This window comes from Streptomyces sp. FH025 (genome assembly GCF_017427025.1).
Taxonomy (GTDB): Bacteria; Actinomycetota; Actinomycetes; order Streptomycetales; family Streptomycetaceae; genus Kitasatospora.
Genome location: NZ_JAFLNG010000712.1, coordinates 1 through 3,895, shown reverse-complemented (window position 1 = coordinate 3,895; position 3,895 = coordinate 1). Strand labels below are relative to the sequence as shown.

Annotated in this window: 3 protein-coding genes and 1 pseudogene; all 4 read right to left on the bottom strand. The window is 73.8% G+C overall.

Features of this window, described 5'->3' with window-relative positions; translation table 11 throughout:
• Positions 1–190: pseudogene (locus J0670_RS32555) on the bottom strand (lipoyl synthase); the annotation flags it as partial.
• A gap of 165 nt (positions 191–355) precedes the next feature.
• Positions 356–1,126, bottom strand: a complete 771-nt coding sequence (gene lipB / locus J0670_RS32550) for a lipoyl(octanoyl) transferase LipB (protein ID WP_243437848.1) — start codon at positions 1,124–1,126, stop codon at positions 356–358.
• A 92-nt stretch (positions 1,127–1,218) separates the two neighbouring features.
• A complete protein-coding gene (locus J0670_RS32545; RefSeq protein WP_207815675.1) occupies positions 1,219–3,126 on the bottom strand; it encodes a GAF domain-containing protein in 1,908 nt (635 codons plus the stop codon).
• A 78-nt stretch (positions 3,127–3,204) separates the two neighbouring features.
• A partial coding sequence (locus J0670_RS32540; protein WP_207815674.1) for an MFS transporter occupies positions 3,205–3,895 on the bottom strand: 691 nt, incomplete at its 5' end.

Here is a 3,895-nt window from a genome sequence, read left to right as displayed (position 1 = left end):
TGTTGGGGCAGCCGGCCTCCTGGCAGACCGTGTGCAGCCCCTCCTTCTTCACCAGCGACTGGAGGGCGTTGTACTCCGGGCCCATCTTCGCGCGGGTCTTGATCCACTCGGGCTTCCGCTCGATGGGGGTCTCGCTGTTGCGGACCTCCAGGCGGAGCAGCTTCCTGCCGTCGGGCGCGACAGCGGACACGTGCGACTCCTAGAACTAGACGGGGTACCCCCAGGGTACGCCTGTGGTTGTACGGCTTTCGCCGGGCGTGTTGCCCTGCAATCGCAGGGCAACACGGCTACCGGTCAGTAGATTCCCAGTGGCTGAGCGCCTTGGGAGGTGTCGATGGCGGGTTGCCGGGGGGATTCAGCGGCTGAGCGCCGGCTCCGGCAGCTCGGCGAACACGTCCTTCAGGTGCCGCTCGACCGCCGGCAGCGCCTCGCTCACCGTGAAGTCGCGCTTCAGCTCGCCGGCCAGCGAGGCGACGCCCGCGTCCCGGATGCCGCACGGCACGATCTTGTCGAAGTACGTCATGTCCGGATCGCAGTTGAGCGCGAAGCCGTGCATGGTCACCCCGCGGGCGACCCGCACGCCGATCGCGGCGAGCTTGCGGTCGCCGCCGCGCTGCCCCGCGTTGGACGGCGCGTACTCGGGGCCGGCCAGCCGCGGGTCGATGCCCAGCGGCAGGCCCATCCGCAGGGTGAGCTTGCCGAGGTCGACGACGTCCGCCGGGTCCACCACGGCGTCCGGGAGGTTCTCGCCCAGCACCCAGACCCCGCTGCGGCCCTCGACCCGGGTGGTCTCGACACCGAAGTCGGCGGCGGAGCGGATCAGCGCCTCCTCCAGCCGGCGGACGTACGCGATCACGTCGATCGGGTCGGGCAGCTTGATGATCGGGTAGCCGACCAGCTGGCCGGGGCCGTGCCAGGTGATCTCCCCGCCCCGGTTGACCTCGACCACCGGGGTGCCGTCCAGCGGCAGGTCGGCGGGGTTGGTGCGCTTGCCCATGGTGTAGACGGGCGGGTGCTCCAGCAGCAGCACCGTGTCGGGGATCTCGTCCGCGACCCGCAGCGCGTGCAGCCGCTGCTGCTCCGCCCACGCCTCCTCGTACGGGACGACGTGCTCGCCTATGCCCATCCGAACGAAACGCACGTTCTCGCTCACCGCTGCTCCTTGCCAGGCGTTCGAGACCAACCTGGCCACTGTACGCCCACGCCCGTACGAGCCGTTCAGCCCTCCCGGTCTCCGGCGAGCAGCTGGAGCCGGAGCGCCAACTGGAGCTCCAGCGACCGCTCCGGCTGGTTCCAGTCCCGCCCGAGCAGCGCCTCGATTCGGTCCAGCCGCTGCACCACGGTGTTCACGTGCACGTGCAGCTCGTCCTTGGCCCGGGTGAGGCTGCCGCCGCAGTCGAAGTAGGCGCGCAGGGTGCGGACCAGCTCGGTGCCGCGCCGGGCGTCGTACGCGAGCAGCGGGCCGAGCGTCGCGCCGACGAAGCCGTCCACGTCGTGGCCGTCGCCGAGCAGCACCCCGAGGAAGCCGAGCGCGCGGGCCGAGGCGCCCTCCCCGGCGCGGCCGAGCACCCGCAGGGCGCGGACGCAGCGCAGCCCCTCGGCGTACGCGGCGGCCAGCGCGGGCGGACCGGCGGCCGGGCGGCCCGCGCCGACGGTGACGGGGAAGCCGGCCAGCCGGGACAGCCGCTCGGCGGCCTGCCGGGCGGTCTCCTCGGGGTCCTCGGCCTCGGGGACCAGCAGCACCACCGCCTCGCCGTGCTCGGCGCTGACGCCGCGGGAGCCGAACAGGTAGCGCCGGGCCGCGCCCGCCAGCCGTCCCCGGTCGTCGCCCTTGCGGTCCGCGGGCTCCGCGACCAGCACCAGGTGCGGGCGGGCGAGGTCGACCCCGAGCCGGCGGCCGCGCGCGGTGAGCCCGGCCGGGTCGCGCTCGGGGGCGGTGAGCAGGTCGGCGAGCAGTTCGCCGCGGACCCTGTTCTCGGTCTCCGCCACCGAGCGGCGCAGCAGCAGGAGCAGCGCGGTGACCACGCTGGCCCGCTCGAACAGCCGCCGGTCGGCGTCGTCGAGGTCGGGACGTCCGCGCAGCACCAGGGTGCCGAGCGCGTCGTGCCCGGCCAGCACCGCGCACACCCACTGCTCGCCATGGCGTACGGACCGGCCCTCGGCGCGGGAGGCGGCCACCGCCCCGGCCAGTTCGGCGGCGGGCGCGGGACGCCCGGCCAGCGGCTCGCCCTCGGCGTCCAGGACCGCTATCTCCCCGTTCAGCAGGTGGGCGACGGCGGCGGCGACGTCCGGCACCTCGGCGCCGCGCAGCACCAGGTCGGTGAGCCGGTCGTGCGCCTGCTCGGCGCGCTGGACGGCGGCGGAGTGGGCCCGGACCAGCTCGTTGGCGGCGTTCAGCTCGGCGAGCGCGGCCCGGGTGTCGGCCAGCGAGTTGGCGGTGTCCAGGGCGATCGCGGCGTGCGCGGCCAGGGAGCAGAGCAGTGCGACCTCGTCGGGGGAGAAGGCGCGGGGCGTGCGGTCGGCGGCGAACAGGACGCCGATGACCTCCCCGCCGAGCAGCAGCGGCACCCCGATGATCGCCACCAGGCCCTCGTCCAGCACGCCGGCGTCGATCGTCCCGGTGTGGTGGAAGCGTTCGTCGGTGCGGTAGTCGGGGGTCGCGTACGGGCGGGCGGTCTGCGCGACCAGCCCGCCCAGGCCGTCGCCGAGGCTGAGCCGCAGGGTCTGGAACAGGACGGAGACCGAGCCGTCGGTGACCCTCATGTAGGTGTCGCCCGCGGCCTCGTCCGGCAGGGTCAGGTACGCGGTGTCGGTGCCGAGCAGCAGCCGGGCCCGGCGGACGATCGCCTGGAGCACGGTGTCCAGGTCCCGGGAGGCGGCGAGGTCCCCGGCGGTGTCGAATAGGGCGGTCAACTCGGCCTCGCGGCGCCGGTGTTGACGCAGAGTGCGGTGCACCCGGAGGGCCTGCCAGGTGGCGTCGTCGATCTCCGCGAGGACGGCGGGCGGTGCGCCGCGGCGGCGGGCGTCGGCCAGCACCTCGGCGAAGTCCACGGTGGCGGCGCCGGAGGCGAGCAGGTCGAGCAGCCGCCGCAGCGCGGGCGCGGCGTTCTCGTCGGGGTGGTTCATGGTGCGTGCCGCCAATCGCGCCGCCCATCGGCGTCGGTCCGTCGGTTCCGGGAAACCGTGATCGTATCGGCTCAACACTCAGGCCACGGCGGGCTTTCCGGCCGCGGCGGCGTCCGCCGGCTGCTCCTCGACCTCCGCGAGGTCCTGCCCCTTGGTCTCCCGGCCGCACAGCACCGCCAGCACCGTGATCGCCGCCGCGATGGCCACGTACACCGAGATCGGCGTCGCGCTGCCGTAGTCCTTGAGCAGCGCGGTCGCGATCAGCGGCGCGGGCGCGCCGGCCGCCACGGAGGCGAACTGGGCGCCGATCGAGGCCCCCGAGTAGCGCATCCGGGTCGCGAACAGCTCGGAGAAGAAGGCCGCCTGCGGCGCGTACATCGCGCTGTGGAAGACCAGGCCGACGGTCACCGCGACCACCAGCTGCCCGAACGAGTGGGTGTCCACCATCCCGAAGAACACGAACGCCCAGACCCCCACCCCGGCCGCGCCCACCAGGTACACCGGCTTGCGCCCGACCCGGTCCGACAGCGCCCCGAACAGCGGGATCAGCGCGAACTGGATCGCCGAGGCGATCAGTACGGCGTTCAGCGCGCTCTGCTTGTCGAAGTGCGCGTGGGTGACGGCGTAGGTGAGCACGAAGGTCGTCATCACGTAGTAGGAGATGTTCTCCGCCATCCGCGCACCCATGGCCACCAGCACCTCCCGCCAGTGGTGCCTCAACACCCCCACCAGCGGCGTCTTTTCGGCCGCATCCCCCTTCCGCTCCCGC

Excerpts from the sequence above, each read along its gene's own strand:
- lipB (WP_243437848.1), bottom strand. The coding sequence starts at position 1,126 with ATGGGCATAGGCGAGCACGTCGTCCCGTACGAGGAGGCGTGGGCGGAG.
- J0670_RS32545 (WP_207815675.1), bottom strand. The coding sequence starts at position 3,126 with ATGAACCACCCCGACGAGAACGCCGCGCCCGCGCTGCGGCGGCTGCTC.